Genomic DNA, 18,800 nt, shown 5'->3' on the forward strand with positions numbered 1-18,800 from the left:
GCATATCAACCATCGGGCGAAACGTTGAGTTAGGCACCGCCTTATTCCATAACAAAGCCGGGTTTCGACCCGGCTTTGTTATTTCTGCCTTTCCCCGCGTCACTTCCTCAGTTAGCATCCTTACAGGTTGATTTTTTGGGAACTCCTTGTGAAACGCGTCTCTCTTTCTCCCCGTTCGCTGCGACAGCTGGTTATGCTGGCGTTTCTGTTGATCCTGCTGCCATTGTTGGTGCTGGCCTGGCAGGCATGGCAGAGCCTGAATGCGCTCAGCGCGCAGGCGGAAAAAACCAACCGTACCACCCTGATTGACGCACGTCGCAGCGAAGCAATGACCAATATTGCGCTGGAAATGGAGCGCAGTTATCGCCAGTACTGTGTGCTCGATGACCCGACGCTGGCGCGGGTTTACCAGAGTCAGCGTAAGCGCTACAGCGATATGCTCGACGCGCATGCGGGCGTGCTGCCCGATGAAAAACTGTATCAGGCGTTAAGACAGGATCTGAACGATCTGGCTCAGCTTCAATGCCACAATAGCGGCCCGGAAAAGCAGGCGGCCAGCAAACTGGAAGCGTTTGCCAATGCTAATACCGAAATGGTGCAGGCGACGCGTACGGTGGTCTTCTCGCGCGGCCAGCAGTTGCAGCAGGAAATAGCCGAGCGGGGTCAGTTCTTCGGATGGCAAGCACTGGTGCTGTTCCTGGTGAGCCTCGCGATGGTGTTACTGTTTACCCGCATGATCATCGGCCCGGTCAAAGGCATTGAGAGTATGATTAATCGTCTCGGCGAGGGGGAGACCCTCAAAGAGGGCGTGTCCTTCCGAGGCCCGCGCGAACTGCGGTCGGTCGGCCAGCGTATCGTCTGGTTAAGCGATCGGCTCTCCTGGCTGGAGTCACAGCGCCACCAGTTTTTACGCCATCTCTCTCACGAACTTAAAACGCCGCTCGCCAGCATGCGTGAAGGAACCGAATTACTGGCAGATCAGGTTGTCGGCCCGCTCACGCCGGAGCAAAAAGAGGTGGTGGATATCCTTGACGATAGCAGCCGTAATCTGCAAAAGCTGATTGAACAACTGCTCGATTACAACCGCAAACTGAGCGATGGCGCGGTGCCCATGAGCCGCGTGGAACTGACCCCGCTGGTGGAAGCCGTTGTTTCTGCGCACAGTTTGCCGGCGCGAGCTAAAATGATGCATACCCAGGTCGCGCTGGAAGCCCCGGCATGCCTGGCAGAATCGACGCTATTGATGAGTGCACTGGACAATCTCTACTCCAATGCGATGCACTATGGTACTGAATCCGGTAACATTTATATCCGTAGCCACGTCTCCAGCGGGCGAATCGCTATTGATGTGGCCAATACCGGGACGCCGATCCCGGATGCCGAAAAGACAATGATTTTTGAGCCCTTTTTCCAGGGCAGTCGCCAGCGGAAAGGGGCCGTGAAGGGCAGTGGCCTGGGGTTGAGTATTGCCCGAGATTGCGTGCGTAAGATGCACGGCGAGCTTCATCTGATTGACGATAGTGCGGGCGATATCTGTTTTCGCATTGAACTCCCTGTCCCCGGGCCGGATAAAACAAACTCATGACTACATATCGGGTGCATATGTCCCACTTTTTAAGTACGAGCGTTGTACAGGGTGTCCGCCGCTTCTGGTTGTCGGGCTTATCCTGTCTGGCGCTCGTCGGCTGTAGCTCTGGCCTGACGCCGCATATTGGCGGCGTCAGCGCAGAGAAAGTTCCTCATGAACAGGTGGCGGATTACCTGTCGACCACCTGTGACGAGCTCTGGACGCTTGATGGAACCGTCGCGGAAAACAATCCGCTGTACTGGCTACGCGGCATGGATTGCGCCGAACGTCTCACGCCCACGCAGGCGCGGGCGCAGGCTAACCAATTAGGCGATGAAAGCTGGTCAGATGCTTTCAAGCGTGGTGTGCTGCTGGCCAATGCCAAAATCACGCCGTCCGAACGCCAGCTGATCGTTTCACGCCTTGATGCCAAAAGTGCACAAATTCCAACGCGCATCCGTCCACTTTACCAGGTGTGGCGCGATAATCAGATGCTGCAACTGAAGCTGTCTGACCAGCGCACGCGCTACAGTAAGCTTCAGGAAACGAGCGATGCCGCGCTGGATGAACTGCGCCAGCAGCAGCAGGCGCTGAAGGGCGAACTTGATCTGACGACCCGCAAGCTGCAAAACCTGACCGACATAGAGCGCCAGCTCTCCAGCCGAAAACCCTCGTCCGGTTTTAACCCGGACAGCACACACGGTACGGATACGCCCGCTGATTCGGAGGAGAAACAATGACACCACGGAAAACAGCTCGCCTGCTGCTGGTGGATGACGACCCCGGGCTGCTGAAGCTGCTGGGGATGCGCTTGACCAGTGAAGGTTATCAGGTGGATACCGCAGAGAGCGGGCAGCAGGGGCTGCGCGTGCTGGCAAAAGAGCGTATCGACCTTGTTATCAGCGATCTGCGAATGGATGAAATGGACGGCTTGCAGCTGTTCAGTGAAATCCAGAAAGTGCAGCCGGGTATGCCGGTGATTATCCTCACCGCTCACGGCTCGATTCCGGATGCCGTGGCAGCCACCCAGCAGGGCGTATTCAGTTTCCTGACCAAACCGGTCGACAAAGACGCGCTGTATAAAGCCATCGATGAAGCGCTTGCGCGAACCGCGCCGGCGGTGGACGAGCGCTGGCGGGAGTCCATCGTCACCCGCAGCCCGATTATGTTACGGCTGCTGGAGCAGGCACAAATGGTGGCGCAGTCGGATGTTAGCGTGCTGATTAACGGCCAGAGCGGTACCGGGAAAGAGATTCTGGCGCAGGCGATTCACAACGCCAGCCCGCGTAGCAATAAACCGTTCGTCGCGATTAACTGTGGTGCATTACCGGAACAGTTGCTGGAATCGGAACTTTTCGGCCACGCGCGCGGGGCGTTTACCGGCGCGGTGAGTAATCGGGAAGGGCTGTTTCAGGCGGCGGAAGGCGGCACGCTGTTCCTCGATGAGATTGGCGACATGCCTGCGCCGCTGCAGGTCAAACTGCTGCGTGTGTTGCAGGAGCGCAAAGTCCGCCCGCTGGGCAGCAACCGCGACCTCGACATTAACGTGCGGATTATCTCCGCGACTCACCGCGACCTGCCAAAAGCGATGGCGCGCGGCGAGTTCCGTGAAGATCTCTTTTATCGCCTTAATGTGGTCAACCTCAAAATTCCGACGCTTGCCGAGCGCACGGAAGATATTCCGCTGCTGGCAAACCATCTATTGCGCCAGTCCGCCGACCGCCACAAACCGTTCGTGCGCGCGTTTTCCACCGATGCCATGAAGCGGCTGATGGCAGCCAACTGGCCGGGCAACGTGCGTCAACTGGTGAACGTAATTGAACAGTGCGTGGCGCTGACGTCGTCGCCGGTGATCAGCGACGCGCTGGTCGATCAGGCTTTAGAGGGCGAGAACACCGCACTGCCAACTTTTGTGGAAGCGCGAAACCAGTTTGAACTCAACTACCTGCGCAAGCTGCTGCAAATCACCAAAGGGAATGTGACGCATGCGGCGAGAATGGCGGGGCGTAACCGCACGGAGTTTTACAAGCTGCTCTCACGCCACGAACTGGACGCAAATGATTTTAAAGAGTAGCACCGTACTTTTGCGTGATTTATGATACGGTGAGCAACCGGTTACGCGACTGAAAAACAGGAACACCATGAAAAAAATTGATGCGATTATTAAACCCTTCAAACTGGATGATGTACGTGAAGCGCTGGCGGAAGTAGGTATTACCGGCATGACGGTAACGGAAGTGAAAGGCTTTGGTCGTCAGAAAGGCCACACCGAGCTCTATCGCGGTGCGGAATACATGGTGGACTTCCTGCCGAAAGTCAAAATTGAAATTGTGGTCAGCGACGATATCGTTGATACCTGTGTGGATACCATTATTCGCACAGCTCAGACCGGCAAAATCGGCGACGGCAAAATCTTTGTCTTTGACGTGGCGCGCGTGATCCGTATTCGTACAGGTGAAGAGGACGACGCGGCGATTTAACACCGCGGCCCCTCACCCTAACCCTCTCCCGCAGGGAGAGGGAATGGTTTGTGCAGGCGTCAATTCTTGCGCTGGTTTTCTCCCTCTCCCTGTGGGAGAGGGCGGGGTGAGGGCAAAAATCACAGCACCTTATGCGGCCCAAAGCACTCGTAATGAATACTTTCCTGCTTCACGCCCAGCTCAACCAACTGCTTTGCGGCGAACTGCATAAAGCCGACCGGGCCACAGAGATAAAACTGCATCGCCGGGTCGCTAAAGGCTCCTTCCATCGCGCTTAAATCCATCAATCCTTCGCTGTCAAACGCTGCTGCCTGACGGTCTGCGTCGGTCGGTTGACGATACCAGGTATGCGCGGTAAAGCGCGGCAAGGTTGCTCCCAGATTTTTCACTTCGTCAGCAAAGGCATGCACATCGCCATTTTCTGCCGCGTGGAACCAGTTTACCTGCGCGGTATGGTTAGATTTCGCCAGCGTATCGAGCATCGCCAGCATCGGTGTCTGACCGACACCGGCGGAGATCAGCGTCACCGGCGTGTTGTTTTCTACTGCCATAAAGAAATCGCCCGCAGGTGCCGCCAGATGCACCACATCGCCGACATTCGCGGAGTTGTGCAGCCAGCTTGATACCTGGCCGCCGTCTTCACGTTTCACCGCAATGCGGTAGCCTTTGCCATCCGCCTTACGAGTAAGGGAGTACTGACGAATCTCCTGATGCGGGAAGCCTTCCGGTTTCAGCCAGACTGCCAGATACTGGCCCGGTTGATAATCTGCTACCGCGCCGCCGTCCACCGGTTCAAATTCAAAGCTGGTGATGAGCGCGCTACGCGGCGTTTTTGCCACAATGCGGAACGGACGCGTGCCTTCCCAGCCGCCGGTTTTATTGGCGTTTTGCTCGTAGATTTCTGCTTCACGGTTGATAAATACCCCCGCCAGCACGCCGTAGGCTTTACCCCATGCATCCAGCACGTCCTGACCCGGGCTGAACATTTCGTCGAGCGTCGCCAGCAGATGTTCGCCAACAATATTGTACTGCTCAGGTTTAATCTGGAAGCTGGTATGTTTCTGGGCGATTTTCTCAACCGCAGGCAGCAGGGCAGGCAGGTTTTCAATATTGCTGGCGTAGGCGGCAATGGCGTTGAACAGCGCTTCACGCTGGTCGCCGTTGCGCTGGTTGCTCATATTGAAAATCTCTTTCAGTTCCGGGTTGTGGGTAAACATCCGGTCATAAAAGTGGGCGGTGAGTTTGGGGCCGGTTTCAACCAGCAGGGGAATAGTGGCTTTGACGGTAGCAATGGTTTGAGCATCAAGCATGGCAGGCTTCCTTTTTACGATTATCTATTGTTGCATATTAAATGCATCTTATAAAAATACCCCTGCTTTGTAAATGGTTCTTTGTAACAATGCATCATGCTGGTTACAACGTGAAGAATTTGCATCACAAACCTGAAAAGTTATCCGTTGAAATTTGGCGAGCCTTTATTCCTCAAGCCCTTGTGTGACGCGAAGGAAAACGTTTGCGTAAAATCGTTTGTCAAGACCTGTTATCGCAGAACTAATCAGTTATACTGTTGGCCGTTGTCCATCAGGGCTTAAAAAATTTACTGTTAGCTGAGTCAGGAGATGCGGATGTTAAAGCGTGAAATGAACATTGCCGATTATGATGCCGAACTGTGGCAGGCTATGGAGCAGGAAAAAGTACGTCAGGAAGAGCACATCGAACTGATCGCCTCCGAAAACTACACCAGCCCGCGCGTTATGCAGGCACAGGGTTCTCAGCTGACCAACAAATATGCTGAAGGTTATCCGGGCAAACGCTACTACGGCGGTTGCGAGTATGTGGATATCGTTGAGCAACTGGCTATCGACCGCGCGAAAGCGCTGTTTGGCGCAGACTACGCTAACGTTCAGCCGCACTCCGGTTCTCAGGCTAACTTCGCCGTCTACACCGCGCTGCTGCAGCCGGGCGATACCGTTCTGGGTATGAACCTGGCGCAGGGCGGTCACCTGACTCACGGCTCCCCGGTAAACTTCTCCGGTAAACTGTACAACATTGTGCCTTACGGTATTGATGAGTCCGGTAAAATCGATTATGACGAAATGGCGAAGCTGGCTCAGGAACATAAACCGAAGATGATTATCGGTGGTTTCTCTGCCTACTCCGGCATCGTTGACTGGGCTAAAATGCGCGAAATCGCTGACAGCATCGGCGCATATCTGTTCGTCGATATGGCCCACGTTGCGGGTCTGATTGCCGCAGGCGTTTACCCGAACCCGGTTCCTCACGCGCATGTCGTGACCACCACCACCCACAAAACTCTGGCGGGCCCGCGTGGCGGCCTGATCCTGGCGAAAGGTGGTGATGAAGAGCTGTATAAAAAACTGAACTCCGCTGTCTTCCCAAGCGCACAGGGCGGCCCGCTGATGCACGTGATTGCCGGTAAAGCGGTAGCACTGAAAGAAGCGATGGAGCCTGAGTTCAAAGTTTACCAGCAGCAGGTTGCGAAAAACGCCAAAGCGATGGTGGAAGTGTTCCTGAACCGTGGCTACAAAGTGGTTTCCGGCGGTACTGAAAACCACCTGTTCCTGCTGGATCTGGTCGACAAAAACCTGACCGGTAAAGAAGCTGACGCAGCCCTGGGCCGCGCTAACATTACCGTCAACAAAAACAGCGTGCCGAACGATCCGAAGAGCCCGTTTGTGACCTCCGGTATCCGTATCGGTTCTCCGGCAATCACTCGCCGTGGCTTCAAAGAAGCGGAAGCGAAGGAACTGGCTGGCTGGATGTGTGACGTTCTGGACAACATCAATGATGAAGCGGTTATCGAGCGCATCAAAGGTAAAGTTCTGGATATCTGCGCACGCTTCCCGGTTTATGCATAATTCTGTTTTGCAGAATAAGAAAAGGCCGCGCAAGCGGCCTTTTTTGTGTCCGGTATTTATTTACCGGCGATCCAGAGAAATTGTGCCCGGCCCGGTCATCGCCAGCAGCAGGAAGCCGCCCGCGATACTGACGTTTTTCCAGAAGTTAATCATATTCGGTACCACTGCATCACCGGTCATATCCCAGTAATGGTGGCCAATCACCGCCGTACCCAGCGTATAGAAAATAAAGATAACCGCCAGCGGGCGCGTGAAGAAGCCCAGCACAATCAGAATGGCGACCGGTACTTCCATGATGATGGCGATAATCGCCGACAGGGTTGGCATTGGTGCGCCCGAGGACGCCATATACTGAACCGTGCCATCAAAGCCCAGCATTTTCGGATAACCGAAAAGGATAAACAGCAAAACGAGAGCGATGCGCGCGATAAGCAGCATCAGCGAACGTGATGCGCCAAAGTCGAAATAACGTAGTGTGTTCATAGTCTTCCATTGTGTTAAGACGTGTTCTTAAAACGTAATACACAATGTGACACTCTGCCACGCGATGCGCCGTTATGTTTACTGATTGTTGAAAAGGTCGCCAGCGCGACCTTTTTACTGACTTACAGCGACTTAAGCGCCACGCGTTCATCGGTGAGTGCATCGCGCGCAAGCGGTTTGCCCGACTGAATCAGCTTGCGTAGCACGCGCACTTCGCGGCCCTGATTAAGCGCCACAGCCCCAACCAGCGCTCCATCGCGCACGTGAAACCAGATAGCTTTTCGCTCATCCGGGTTTCCGCGACAGATCCAGTTTTCACCCTGCATCTCGCCCACGAACTGAAGGTTATCGTTGAATTGATCGCTCCAGAACCAGCCCGGCGTGGCGACGGGAAGTGGCTGATTCAGCATCGCGGCTGCAGCGGTTTGCGCCTGAAAATTGGCATTTTCCCAGCTTTCAATGCGATGCAGAGAGCCGTCAGGTTGACGCGTTATCGCCACATCACCGGCGGCGAAAATGGCCGGGTCGGACGTCATACCGCGTGCATCCACCACGATACCGTTGGCCGTTTCCAGCCCGGCATCGCGGGCAAGGGTATCGTTCGCCACAATGCCGATGCCGTAAATTACCGCATCCGCCTGCAGCTGTTCGCCGCTTTGTAATGTCAGCATGACCTTTTTGCCGGCCTCAACGTGTTCAATGGCGCTGTTGAGCAGCAAACGCACGCCTGCTTGCTGGTGGCGGCGAATCAAATAGTCACGCACCGGCGGCGGAGCGTTTCGGCCCATCACGGTTGGCGCAAGTTCTACAACCGTCACCTGGCATCCACGCTGTGTTGCGCTGGCTGCCAGCTCAAGGCCAATGGTTCCCGCGCCGACAATCACCAGCGATTTTCCGGCGTCCAGCACCGGGCGTAGCCGTTCAGCATCAGCGGCATGACGCAGCGTAAAGCAGCGTTCGCCCAGCGCATCCAGCATCGGCAGAGGACGCGCCGCTGCCCCGGTGGCTATCAGCAATTTCGTCCAGCGGTAGCGTTGACCGTCCGTCAGCACCACCGTTTGGGCCTGGCGGTCAAGATGGCGGAGGGTCACGCCCAGATGCAACTGCACGTTATTCGCCAGCCACCAGTCGGCGGCGAGGACTGGTTGCAGTTGCGGATTATCGTCAAGCAGCATCGCTTTCGACAGCGGTGGGCGTTCATAGGGCAGTTGCTGTTCATCGGAGAAAAGATGTATTTCGCCGCCAAAACCCAACTGACGCAGTGATGCCGCCGCCATCGCTGCGGCCTGACCACCACCGATAATGGCAATAATTTCATTATTCATGGTGGCTCCTTAGAGATCGCGTCCGGCGGCAACGTGGCGAATGCCGCGAATGCCCAGGCCCGCGTCGGCGTTAATCATGACGCCACTCAGCGCCCGATTATTGCGCCGTGACGCCAGCATCACATAGGGCCCGGTGAAGTCTGCCGGGTCGGGGAAGAATTGCAGCGGCAGAATGGCGGCGATTTTTTCCGGCGTCAGCGATTGCATAATCGAGGTATTGCTCTGCCCCAGCGCCTGCGGGCCACGCAGATCGCTTGCCATGCCACAAGGGCCGACGCCGTTGACGCGCACTTTTGGCGCCAGTTCATAGGCAAGCTGGCGAATTAAACCCGTCGCCGCGTGTTTGCTGGCGGTATACAGCGGGCCGCCGCCCCCCGGATACCAGGCGGCGTTAGAGAGCGTGAAAATGATGCTGCCTTCGCTGGCGATCAGCGCCGGGGCGCAGGCTTTCGCACCCAGTAAATACCCGAGCACGTTGACGTTAAACAGCTCGTGGAAGCCGCTCTCCAGCGCGTCGGCAGGTGTGTTCACCAGCGAGGCGTTATGATCCCAGATGCCCGCATTACCGATAAAACAGTCCAGCTTGCCAAACTGCGTCAGCGTCTGGTCAACCGCACGCTGATAATCGGCGTAACAGGTGACGTTCCCCTCGACCGCCAGCACATGTTCGCCAAAACGCTGGCGCAGGCTGGCGACCTTCGCGCCCGACAGTTCGAGCGTGGCAACCTTCGCCCCCTCTTCAATAAAGCGCTCGACCAGCGCGAGCCCCAGGCCGGAGCCGCCACCGGTGATGAAAACCACTTCATCTTTTAAATCACTCATGACGCCTCCTCCGGAATATCAACAAACACTTCGCCACCTTCCACATACACCGGGTAGGTCGCTATTGCATCGGTCGCGGGCAGGCACAGCGCTTTACCGGTTTTCAGGCAGAAACTGGCGGCGTGTAACGGGCACTCAACGGTGGCATCATCTTCCAGATACCCTTCAGACATTGACGCGTTGCCGTGACTGCAACGGTCGTTGATGGCATAAAACTCTCCGCCTATGTGGAACAGGGCGATAACGGGAGTCGTTTCCAGCCGGAGCGCTTCGCCCTCCGGCAGCTCCGCAGTGGAGCAGGCAAATACACGGCTCATCAGAACAATACACTCAGGTTGTGGGAGGTGATCACCGCCTGGTCGAGCACGATTTCACGTGCCAGCAGACGCCACTGTTCGCCATCCAGGCGGCGCACTTTGTCAAAGCGCGTTCCGATGTAAAAGGTTTCATCACGCTCTTTTTGCGCGCGATAAAGCAAATAATTCACGCGAACGGCAAACACATCCGGCTGCGCTGTTTCGCTCACCTGGATATTACTGACCATATGGCGCGTGCGTGACGGCGGCTCCTCGGCCCACGCCATCCCGGTTTCCAGGCGGGCGATTCGGCGCTCGAGCTGATCTTTGTTGTCGTTAAAGATCCAGGTCGTCGGCGGCTGTTTCCCTTTACGACGATCGCGGGTTTGTGCGTTTACCGTGGTGCGCATGGTGTAGATGATGTCGTCATCAAGCTGATCCAGCCAGTCGCGAAAACGCCAGTCGTCGAGCAGTGACGCTTCCAGATAGAGAAACTGGGCGATGCGATGATGCAGTTCTAAAGAGACCGGATTACTCATTTCATCACCTCCTGCTGATAGGCGGCGGTTTTCTCATCCACTTCCTGCCAGGTATCGCTGGAGAGGAGATCGGCCCAACGCTGATACATCCCGCGCGCGGCGGTTTCCGAGAAGATGTAGTTAGTAATGCCCGGAATGCCGTCTTCGCGACGTTTCTCCTGGCCCAGCCCCATTTGCAGGCAGAGCTGGCTGTTACGGGCTTTGTTGCCTTTCAGCAGCTTCTGGATTTCACACCAGTTTTCCGAGTCATCCTGCTCGAGGAAACCCGCCGGGCCGAAGGCGCGGGTGGCGCTGTTTTCAAAGGCCGCCTTAACCTCATCAGAGGCGGCTTTATCGGTGATACAGAAGGCCCACACTTCCACCTGATCCGGGCCGCGGGGGTGCCAGACGCGTAGTGTGGCGGTGCCGTTCAGCCACGAGAGCGTCGGAAAAATATTGTTATGACCGGCCAGACGCAGGGCGCGCACTTTGCCCAGCCGTTGTTCGGCTTCGTCGTAGGTTTCGCGGTAATAGCTGGAGACAGCGCCGTCTACCCAAACGTTGGCGTCCGGTTTTTCAGTGAAGAAGAAGCCGCTTCCGTGCCCGTCCTGGCCGAACTGTAAGGCATCTTTCGCCGTTTCCCACACCGGACGCGCGGTCTGGCCGTCGCCAAGATGTTTATCACTGCCGTCATCTTTAGCGCCAAGCACCTGCACGGCGGAGGCATGGCTGAAGAGGGCGTGATACTGGTCGCTGGCGAATTGTTCTGCCGGGAATTTCCAGTTGCAGTTGATCACCCATTTCTGCACGCCGCCGACGATTTCGGTACCGCCTTCCCGGCGATCCAGCATACCGTCGAGATACCACTTCATGTCGCCCAGATAATTCAGCAGCGGCGGGGCGGAGGTATCCCAGTTGGCAAAAATCAGCCCCTTGTAGCTTTCTACGCAGGGCACTTCGTTCAATCCCCAATGGGATTTACACAAGCCCTGCGGATAGGCGCGTGGCTCCAGCGGCACATCGATCAGCTCGCCGTTAATGCCGTAAGACCAGCCGTGATAGGGGCAGGTGAACGCTTTGGTATTGCCGCAATCGGCGTAGCTTACGCGCATGGCGCGGTGGCGACACTGGTTCAAAAAGGCTTTGATACTGCCGTCTTTCTGGCGCACGACCACAACCGCGTCTTCGCCCATGTAGGTGTTAAAAAAGTCGCCAGCTTTTGGGATCTGGCTTTCGTGCGCCAGGAACAGCCAGCAACGACCAAAAATGCGTTCAAGCTCCAGTTGATAGATGTCAGGATCGGTGTAAATGCGCGGGGTCACGCTACCGTTGTGGGTATCGATCAGAGAGTAGATGTCTACAGGTGTTTTCGTGGTCATATCGTTATCTCGTGGGTAAGAGGTATTGACCTTCTGGTTTTTGTGTCTTTACTATGTTGCTAATTGGTTGTTGTTATGTGAAATACTTAATTTCTACCAGCTGAGACGTTTTATCTATGACAGGGAGAAGGGCATGGAACTGAGACACCTTCGCTACTTTGTGGCCGTCGCGCAGGAGCTAAACTTCACGCGCGCGGCGGAAAAACTGCATACCTCGCAGCCGTCGCTCAGTAGTCAGATCCGCGACCTGGAGCAGTGCGTGGGCGTCTCGCTGCTGGAGAGAGATAAACGCAAAGTGACGCTGACCACGGCGGGTGAATGTTTTCTTACCGATGCGCTCGCGATCCTTGATCAGGCAGAGCAGGCGAAGGTTCGCGCACGTAGTGCTGCCATGCAGGGAAATCATCTGGTGATTGGTTTTGTACCTTCGGCGGAAGTCAATTTGTTGCCGAAAGTGATGCCGCTGCTGCGCTTGCGTCAACCCGAAACGCACATTGAACTGGTGAGCCTGATAACCACTCAGCAGGAAGAAAAACTGCGTAGCGGCGAGCTGGATGTCGGCCTGATGCGCCATCCCATCTACAACCCGGAAATTGATTATCTGGAGCTGTTCCATGAACCGCTGGCGGTGGTGATGCCCGCCACGCATCCGCTGGCGCGTGAGCGTAAAATCAGCGCGGAACAGTTAAACGGCGTCGAATTTATCAGTACCGATCCCGCTTATTCCGGCGCGCTGGCGTCGATCGTCGATAAGTGGCTTACCGATCAGCAGTGTCAGCCGAAGATTGTGCAGATGGCGACCAATATTCTGGTCACCATGAACCTGGTGGGCATGGGGCTCGGTGTGTCGCTCATCCCCGGTTACATGCAGAGTTTCAACACCGGGCAGGTGGTGTTTCGTCCGCTGGCGGGTGATGCGCCGACGATTGCCCTGCTAATGGCGTGGAAGAAGGGCGAGCTGAAACCGGCGCTGCGCGATTTTATTGATATTGTGAAGACGCGGTGTGAGTTGCTGTAACTCTCATATTTCTGTGAATCCGGTGTGCGGTCATCGAAAATAAGTGACGAAGATCACGATTTTTAATCCATACTCGCGCCAGGCAAACGTTTTACCGCCAGACTGTCGCCTCCATTCTGGAGGAAATCATGGTCTTGCACTCAACGCGCTGGCTGGCGCTCAGTTACTTCACCTATTTTTTCAGCTACGGTATTTTTCTGCCTTTCTGGAGCGTCTGGCTCAAGGGCGCAGGGCTTACGCCGGAAACGATCGGCGTTCTGCTTGGCGCGGGCCTGGTGGCGCGTTTTCTTGGTAGCCTGCTGATTGCGCCGCGTGTGAGCGATCCCTCCCGATTAATCAGCGTGTTGCGTGTTCTGGCGCTGCTAACGCTGCTGTTTGCGATGGCCTTCTGGGCCGGTAGTCACGTTGCCTGGCTGATGGTGGTGATGATTGGCTTTAACCTCTTTTTCTCGCCGCTGGTGCCGTTGACCGATGCGCTTGCCAATACCTGGCAGAAGCAAATCACCATGGATTATGGCCGGGTGCGCCTGTGGGGCTCGATTGCCTTTGTGATTGGCTCGGCGTTGACGGGCAAACTGGTTAGCTTGTTTGATTATCATGCGATTCTGGTGCTGCTAAGCCTGGGGATCGCTTCAATGCTGCTCGGCATGCTGTTGCGGCCTTCTGTCATGCCACAAGGGGCATCTCGTCATCAGGAGGCGGCGGGGTGGCGCGCCTGGCGAACGCTGGTGGCGCAGAGCTGGCGTTTCCTCGCCTGCGTGTGCTTATTGCAAGGCGCGCATGCGGCCTACTATGGTTTCAGCGCTATTTACTGGCAGGGGGCGGGTTATTCTGCTTCGGCGGTAGGGTACCTCTGGTCGCTCGGCGTGGTGGCTGAAGTTGTGATTTTTGCTCTGAGCAAAAAAGTTTTCCGCCGCTTTAGCGCGCGTGACCTGCTGCTACTGTCGGCAGTGTGCGGCGTGATTCGCTGGGGAATCATGGGCTGGACTACAGAACTACCGTGGCTGATTGTCGCGCAGATCCTGCACTGCGGAACCTTTACCGTCTGCCATCTGGCGGCCATGCGTTATATCGCCGCGCGTCAGGGAAGTGAAGTGATTCGCCTGCAGGCCGTGTATTCTGCGGTGGCGATGGGCGGCAGTATCGCGGTGATGACGATATTCGCCGGTTTCCTGTACCAGCATCTGCACCAGGGCGTGTTCTGGGTGATGGCGCTGGTTGCGTTACCGGCATTGATCCTGCGCCCGAAAGCGGTAACGGCTTAAGCGTCGAGGATCTTGCAGATATGCTGCCGCTGATGATCGCTTAATGGCCGATCGGCATGGATCAGCGGCGGTGAAAACAACGGCAGGGCGATTGCGTAGGGCGACACCACCAGGCTGGCACTTTTCGGCGCGCCTTCTTTCTGGAAGGTTCGCGCCGCCAGATATTTAACATTGAGCGGCAGCAGGGTGAGTTCCCGAAGCTGCTGCTCAATTTCTTGCTCCAGCGCCGGGTTATCACCCGTCAGGAGCACCACTTCTTTCTCATGTAACTCGCTCTCCTGCATGAGCCCCGCACCAAAAATAATGGCAATCAGCGCCGCCTCTTCATGACTGAATTGCAGGGTATAGCGTGTCTCGAAATCAGCCAACGCCTCGCGCGTGGTGCGCATTAATCGCGGATACAGCCGGTGAATCTCTTCGGTGAGATGCGTATCAATGCCGATGCCGAAAATACAGCGATTCAGCGCCTGTGCAAGGTGAATATAGAGCTGATCGCGCAGGCTTTGTTCATCACCCAGCTGCCGCCCGGCCAGTTGCTGAAAACGGTCAATAAGCTGGTCAATCGCCAGATGTAACTGACGATCCTGCGCATGACCATCGTAAACCGGGTTGGGCGAGCGCATCAGCATAAACAGCAGCGCCAGAAACTGTTGTTCGCTACAGTGAGGCTGCCGGTGAATGCGTCGTTGCCAGTGGCGGATAATCTCGGCGGCCACCTGAAACTCCTGAGTGGTACGGGTCCAGGTACTTTGCAGCGAGTTAAAAGTAGGGCTCTCTCCCTGATGATGCTGAAGCAGGCAGTATTGCAGGTAGAGGCGCAAGAACTGTGTGTCGCGGCACTCGAACTGGCGTTGTAAGCTACGCCCGCAGCGGTTAACCAGCGCCTGCAAATTAGTATCGTCATACAGCGTGCGGGCGATGCCCTGCTGTTTAAGCTGCGTTTTAAGCGCCGGGGTAAAATGGTGGCTGACAAAATGCGGGCATAAACGGAAGGCGCGCCGCAGCCAGTGCAGTAAGCACAGGCGTAAATCGAGCGTGGTGCCTTCAATCCGATAGCTGCCGTCCGCTCCGCTGGCAATCGCCAGACGATGGTAACGCTGGATCTCCTCTCCCGTCTCGGCTATATCTTGCCGGGCCGTTGTTGCATCGACACCATTCACTTCGCCAATGAATTCGGGCGTAATGGTATGGTCGGGAAGGTAGAACATCAGCAGCACCTGGCAGCGGCGCTGTGGACTGGAAAGCACAGATGGAGGTTCCATAAGCGTCATCATCTGAAAGATTCCAGTTTGCGTTTTTGATAAGAATAGCTAAAGGATAGTCTTTCGTCGGAGTGCTCAGCCTCTTTACGTAAGGAATATCGGCGTCGGTCACAGAATTTTTCACTGAGGAACGGATGAAGAGAGTGAAACAAAGCGTAAGTCTGCTCTTTTTCGCGGTTTTATCGCTTAGCGCCCAGGCGCACCCGCATAGCTTTATCACCCTGACGACGCAGGTCGTGGCGCAGGATGGGCAGATGAGCGGTCTGAAAATGCGCTGGGTAATGGATGAATTAACATCAGCAGACCTGTTGTATGACGCCGGAAAGGCTAAACCGGGCGATGAAGTGTGGAAAAAACTGGCGGCGGAGGTGATGGCTAACGTGCTGGGTCAGCACTATTTCACCGAGTTCTGGCACAACGGCAAAAAGGTAAAATTTGAAAATCTGCCCACTGACTACGGTCTGGCGCGGGAGGGGCATCAGGCGGTGCTGACGTTTACGCTGCCGCTGGCGAATCCCCAGACGTTAGCCGGGCAGACCTATTCCTTCTCGACGTTTGATCCAACCTATTACGTCGATATGCACTATGAAAAGGACGGGGATGTCTCGCTGCCCGCGAGTTTGCAATCGGCCTGCAAACTGGCGGTGCATACGCCGCAGCCCAGTGAAGAGATGATGTCTTATGCGTTGTCGCTCGATAAAGAAGACGCGCCGGATGAAGACATGGAACTTGGCAAACAATTTGCCCAGAAGGTGACGCTAACATGTCAGTGAATGCGCTCGTTAAACGCCCGTCACACCGCGTGCTGGCGCTCTGGCCGTTGGCCGTTTTTCTGCTGCTGAGCGTGCTGGCGGGTTTCTGGCTGTGGCAGGCATGGCCGCAAATCATGATAAAAAGCATCATCTGGCAGCGTGAAGTGAATCAGCAGATGAGCGGATTGCTGAAGGCGGTGGCGGAGAATCCAACCCAGGCGGGCGGCTCGCTGCTGCTGTTTAGCTTTATCTACGGCGTGCTGCATGCGTTAGGGCCGGGGCACGGCAAAGTGGTGATTGCCACCTGGCTGGCTACGCATCCCTCAAAGCTTAAATCAAGTATTGGCCTGACGTTGGCATCGTCGCTGTTACAGGGGCTGGTGGCGATCGCGCTGGTGGTGGTGGTATTAACGCTGCTGCGATTACCCGCACGTCAGCTTCATGTGAGTGGTTTCTGGCTGGAGAAAGCCAGCTATGCGCTGGTGGGCGTGCTGGGGCTGATGCTGTGCTGGCGCGCGTTGAAAACGCTACGACGACTGCTGCGTAAACCGACTTTTACCGCGTTTAAACCGGTTCACATCCATGATGAACACTGCGGATGCGGGCATAAACATCTGCCCGACCCGGAGCAAATTCGCAGCGGCGACGACTGGCGCGCGCGCCTGATGGTGGTGCTCTCGATGGGCATGCGTCCGTGCTCTGGCGCAATTATGGTGCTGTTATTCAGTAAAGTGATTGGCGTATTTGCCTGGGGAATGGCGTCGGCGCTGGCAATGGCGGCGGGTACGTCTCTGACCATCTCATCGCTTGCGCTACTGGTGCACAGTTTTCGCCAGCTGGCGGTGCGGCTGAGTGGAAATCGAGCGCCGGTATTATGGCGACAGGTGGGCTGGACAACGCTGGCATTAGCCGGTGGCGCGCTATTGATGACGGCGGCGGTGGTGATGTGGGTGAGTGCGGTGCCGGTTGGGCGGGGGATGCGGCCGTTTTAAAAGTCGGATGAGGGATACACTGACATTTTTGTCGGCCCGGTAAGCGTGAGCGCCACCGGGCACAACAATTGTTTAGCGCTTCAGCGCTTCGCTCAACTGGTCACGCATGTTCGCCAGCATCGCTTTGACAACGCGTGCGTTACCCGCAACCACGTTGCCGGTCATCATGTAGTTATGACCACCGGTGAAATCACACACCAGAGCACCCGCTTCGCGCGCCAGCAGTTCACCTGCGGCGAAATCCCACGGCTTCAGACCAATTTCAAAGAAACCATCTACGCGGCCTGCGGCAACGTAAGCCAGATCCAGCGCTGCGGAACCGGTGCGACGGAAGTCGGCACATTCGGTGAACAGGTTAACCAGAATATTCATGTATGCAGGAGCGTGCTGTTTGGCTTTGAACGGGAAACCGGTCGCCAGAATCGTGCCGTCGAGGTCACGCGCGGTGCTGCAACGCAGACGGTAGCCGTTCAACTGTGCGCCCTGACCACGAGTCGCGGTGAAGAGTTCGTTACGCATGGGATCGTAAACCACCGCAACTTCAGTACGACCTTTGATGCGTACGGCGATGGAGACCGCAAAGTGCGGCAGACGTTTAACGAAGTTAGTGGTGCCATCCAGTGGATCGATAACCCATTGAACATCCAGATCGTCGCCAACATGTTCACCGCTTTCTTCGGTGATAATGGTGTGTTGCGGGTAAGATTTGCGAATGGTTTCGATGATAATGGCTTCAGCCGCTTTATCAACGTTGGTCACGAAATCGTTGCTGCCTTTCTGGCTGGTTTCAACAGAATCAGGCGTTTCGTAATGTTTGGCAATCAGGTTACCCGCCTTGCGCGCGGCGCGCACGGCGATGTTCAGCATCGGATGCATCAGGTTACTCTCACTGGATGTTAAAGAACGGGGAAAAACGGCGCATATCATAACAGCGAATTCGGACTCTGTCTTCGCTTTATGATAATATGGCCGAATAATCTTTAGACGAAGAAAGACAATGCTGCAAAATATTCGAATTGTGCTGGTTGAAACCTCTCACACCGGCAATATGGGCTCAGTGGCCCGCGCCATGAAAACTATGGGTTTAACCAATCTTTGGCTGGTAAATCCGCTGGTAAAACCTGACTCCCAGGCTATCGCTCTGGCCGCCGGAGCCAGCGATGTCATTGGTAGCGCCAATATTGTCGATACGCTCGATGAAGCGCTGGCGGGGTGCAGCCTGGTGGTCGGTACCAGCGCGCGTTCGCGCACGCTGCCGTGGCCGATGCTCGACCCGCGCGAATGTGGGCTGAAAAGCGTTGCTGAAGCGGAACACGCGCCGGTGGCGCTGGTGTTTGGCCGTGAGCGCGTTGGCCTGACCAACGAAGAATTGCAAAAATGCCATTATCACGTCGCGATTGCCGCTAACCCGGAATACAGCTCGCTGAACCTGGCGATGGCGGTGCAGGTTATCTCTTATGAGGTGCGCATGGCGTGGCTGGCGGCGCAGGAAAGCGGTGAAGCAAAAGCCGAGCACGACGAAACGCCGTATCCGCTGGTCGATGATCTGGAACGTTTCTATGGTCATCTGGAACAAACGCTGCTGAGTACCGGTTTTATCCGCGAAAACCATCCGGGGCAGGTCATGAACAAACTGCGTCGTTTGTTTACGCGAGCGCGTCCGGAAAGCCAGGAGCTGAACATCCTGCGCGGGATTCTGGCGTCGATTGAGCAGCAGAATAAGAAGTCATAAGGGCCACCCACACCTTAACCCTCTCCCTGA

General features: G+C 56.0%; 19 protein-coding genes. 10 read left to right on the forward strand and 9 right to left on the reverse strand.

Annotated elements, in window-relative coordinates:
* Positions 1-193: 193 nt before the first annotated feature.
* The 4 genes from qseE to glnB all read left to right on the forward strand — a co-directional run bounded on the left by qseE (position 194) and on the right by glnB (position 4,047).
* The gene (gene qseE, locus ACOXYR_RS04365) at positions 194-1,585 is read left to right on the forward strand and encodes a two component system sensor histidine kinase QseE/GlrK (protein WP_421355770.1); all 1,392 of its coding nucleotides are present in this window, start codon (positions 194-196) and stop codon (positions 1,583-1,585) included.
* A complete protein-coding gene (qseG, locus tag ACOXYR_RS04370) occupies positions 1,582-2,307 on the forward strand; it encodes a two-component system QseEF-associated lipoprotein QseG (RefSeq protein ID WP_421355717.1) in 726 nt (241 codons plus the stop codon). The genes qseE and qseG overlap by 4 nt, the downstream gene beginning before the upstream one ends.
* Entirely contained in the window at positions 2,304-3,641 is a 1,338-nt protein-coding gene (gene glrR / locus ACOXYR_RS04375) for a two-component system response regulator GlrR (protein ID WP_421355718.1), read from the forward strand. The genes qseG and glrR overlap by 4 nt, the downstream gene beginning before the upstream one ends.
* 67 nt (positions 3,642-3,708) lie before the next feature.
* Positions 3,709-4,047 carry a nitrogen regulatory protein P-II gene (gene glnB, locus ACOXYR_RS04380; RefSeq protein ID WP_003860685.1) on the forward strand — a complete coding sequence of 113 codons (339 nt, stop codon included), beginning with the start codon at positions 3,709-3,711 and terminating at the stop codon, positions 4,045-4,047.
* Between the two features lie 119 nt (positions 4,048-4,166).
* On the opposite strand, the gene hmpA is transcribed toward glnB, so the two are convergent.
* Entirely contained in the window at positions 4,167-5,357 is a 1,191-nt protein-coding gene (gene hmpA, locus ACOXYR_RS04385; RefSeq protein ID WP_421355719.1) for an NO-inducible flavohemoprotein, read from the reverse strand.
* 315 nt (positions 5,358-5,672) lie between these two features.
* Here hmpA and glyA point away from each other — a divergent pair, with 315 nt between their 5' ends.
* Complete coding sequence (gene glyA, locus ACOXYR_RS04390; RefSeq protein ID WP_108473373.1) at positions 5,673-6,926, forward strand: serine hydroxymethyltransferase; 1,254 nt, start codon at positions 5,673-5,675, stop codon at positions 6,924-6,926.
* Positions 6,927-6,986: 60 nt separating this feature from the next.
* Here the strand turns inward: glyA and ACOXYR_RS04395 are convergent, their stop codons facing one another.
* The 6 genes from ACOXYR_RS04395 to hcaE all read right to left on the reverse strand — a co-directional run bounded on the left by ACOXYR_RS04395 (position 6,987) and on the right by hcaE (position 11,749).
* The gene (locus ACOXYR_RS04395; RefSeq protein ID WP_108473374.1) at positions 6,987-7,409 is read right to left on the reverse strand and encodes a DoxX family protein; all 423 of its coding nucleotides are present in this window, start codon (positions 7,407-7,409) and stop codon (positions 6,987-6,989) included.
* 122 nt (positions 7,410-7,531) lie between these two features.
* A complete protein-coding gene (gene hcaD / locus ACOXYR_RS04400; RefSeq protein WP_421355720.1) occupies positions 7,532-8,734 on the reverse strand; it encodes a phenylpropionate dioxygenase ferredoxin reductase subunit in 1,203 nt (400 codons plus the stop codon).
* A 9-nt stretch (positions 8,735-8,743) separates the two neighbouring features.
* Positions 8,744-9,556, reverse strand: coding sequence for a 3-phenylpropionate-dihydrodiol/cinnamic acid-dihydrodiol dehydrogenase (gene hcaB / locus ACOXYR_RS04405; protein WP_113857839.1), 813 nt, complete (start codon positions 9,554-9,556; stop codon positions 8,744-8,746).
* On the reverse strand, positions 9,553-9,873 hold the full coding sequence (gene hcaC / locus ACOXYR_RS04410) for a 3-phenylpropionate/cinnamic acid dioxygenase ferredoxin subunit (protein WP_350436417.1): 321 nt from the start codon (positions 9,871-9,873) through the stop codon (positions 9,553-9,555). The genes hcaB and hcaC overlap by 4 nt, the downstream gene beginning before the upstream one ends.
* Positions 9,873-10,391 carry a 3-phenylpropionate/cinnamic acid dioxygenase subunit beta gene (hcaF, locus tag ACOXYR_RS04415; RefSeq protein ID WP_189622671.1) on the reverse strand — a complete coding sequence of 173 codons (519 nt, stop codon included), beginning with the start codon at positions 10,389-10,391 and terminating at the stop codon, positions 9,873-9,875. Before hcaF ends, hcaC begins: the two co-directional genes overlap by 1 nt.
* Positions 10,388-11,749, reverse strand: coding sequence for a 3-phenylpropionate/cinnamic acid dioxygenase subunit alpha (gene hcaE, locus ACOXYR_RS04420; protein WP_421355721.1), 1,362 nt, complete (start codon positions 11,747-11,749; stop codon positions 10,388-10,390). The genes hcaF and hcaE overlap by 4 nt, the downstream gene beginning before the upstream one ends.
* Positions 11,750-11,882: 133 nt before the next feature.
* Between hcaE and hcaR the strand changes: the two genes are divergently transcribed.
* Positions 11,883-12,767 carry a DNA-binding transcriptional regulator HcaR gene (gene hcaR / locus ACOXYR_RS04425; protein WP_113857842.1) on the forward strand — a complete coding sequence of 295 codons (885 nt, stop codon included), beginning with the start codon at positions 11,883-11,885 and terminating at the stop codon, positions 12,765-12,767.
* 128 nt (positions 12,768-12,895) lie between these two features.
* On the forward strand, positions 12,896-14,032 hold the full coding sequence (locus ACOXYR_RS04430; RefSeq protein ID WP_421355722.1) for a 3-phenylpropionate MFS transporter: 1,137 nt from the start codon (positions 12,896-12,898) through the stop codon (positions 14,030-14,032).
* On the opposite strand, the gene csiE is transcribed toward ACOXYR_RS04430, so the two are convergent.
* Complete coding sequence (gene csiE / locus ACOXYR_RS04435; RefSeq protein ID WP_421355723.1) at positions 14,029-15,306, reverse strand: stationary phase inducible protein CsiE; 1,278 nt, start codon at positions 15,304-15,306, stop codon at positions 14,029-14,031. The genes ACOXYR_RS04430 and csiE overlap by 4 nt on opposite strands.
* A gap of 122 nt (positions 15,307-15,428) precedes the next feature.
* Between csiE and ACOXYR_RS04440 the strand changes: the two genes are divergently transcribed.
* A complete protein-coding gene (locus ACOXYR_RS04440; RefSeq protein ID WP_421355724.1) occupies positions 15,429-16,067 on the forward strand; it encodes a DUF1007 family protein in 639 nt (212 codons plus the stop codon).
* Positions 16,058-17,038 (forward strand): nickel/cobalt transporter, encoded by a 981-nt coding sequence (locus tag ACOXYR_RS04445; RefSeq protein ID WP_421355725.1) that lies wholly within the window; start codon positions 16,058-16,060, stop codon positions 17,036-17,038. Before ACOXYR_RS04440 ends, ACOXYR_RS04445 begins: the two co-directional genes overlap by 10 nt.
* Before the next feature lie 72 nt (positions 17,039-17,110).
* Here the strand turns inward: ACOXYR_RS04445 and suhB are convergent, their stop codons facing one another.
* A complete protein-coding gene (gene suhB, locus ACOXYR_RS04450; protein ID WP_421355726.1) occupies positions 17,111-17,914 on the reverse strand; it encodes an inositol-1-monophosphatase in 804 nt (267 codons plus the stop codon).
* A 121-nt stretch (positions 17,915-18,035) separates the two neighbouring features.
* On the opposite strand from suhB, the gene trmJ reads away from it, so the two are divergent.
* Complete coding sequence (trmJ, locus tag ACOXYR_RS04455) at positions 18,036-18,770, forward strand: tRNA (cytosine(32)/uridine(32)-2'-O)-methyltransferase TrmJ (RefSeq protein ID WP_108473386.1); 735 nt, start codon at positions 18,036-18,038, stop codon at positions 18,768-18,770.
* The last annotated feature ends 30 nt before the right edge of the window (positions 18,771-18,800 follow it).

It is taken from the genome of Pseudocitrobacter faecalis, from assembly GCF_965231525.1.
Taxonomy (GTDB): domain Bacteria; phylum Pseudomonadota; class Gammaproteobacteria; order Enterobacterales; family Enterobacteriaceae; genus Pseudocitrobacter; species Pseudocitrobacter faecalis.